The following is a 421-nucleotide window of genomic DNA, read 5'->3' as shown; positions in this document are numbered from 1 at the left end:
AAAGTCATACTGGTAAACGGGATCATCTGCAGTCCCTAACTGCCGGTCCAGGCCCAGGTACTGGAACCAGGTCCGGTTTCCGTCGGCATAGGTGCTCCAGACCACGTTTCCCCTGGAACCGTCCTCTCCCTCCTCCTGGCGGTACAGCACCCGCGGCACCTTCTGATCCAGGAGGTATCCATATGCCACCGCAGAGCCGTTCGGTTCCTTCACCCGCACAAGACGCCCCTGGTCATAGGAATAGGTGCTCTTTGACCCGTCCGGGTAAGTAATGGAAGTCAGGTTTCCGTCCCCATCATATCCATAAGAAGTTTTCCGTCCGGTGGCGCGGTCCGTGATGGAGACCAGGCGGTCTTTATAGGTTCCCTCATACGCAAAGTCAATGGCCTGCCCGGCCCCGTCCACCACCGTTCCCAGGTAG

1 protein-coding gene is annotated in these 421 nt (G+C 58.4%); it reads right to left on the bottom strand.

Going from position 1 to position 421, the window contains the following annotated elements; genetic code table 11:
* A partial coding sequence (locus tag ACTQ3K_RS12675) for a hypothetical protein (protein ID WP_441578602.1) occupies positions 1-421 on the bottom strand: 421 nt, incomplete at both ends.

It is taken from the genome of Candidatus Paralachnospira sp. LCP21S3_A2 (assembly GCF_052118925.1).
Taxonomy (GTDB): Bacteria; Bacillota; Clostridia; order Lachnospirales; family Lachnospiraceae; genus Lientehia.
Note: the sequence above shows the minus strand (reverse complement) of the source record. Positions and strands in the feature narration are given on the sequence as shown.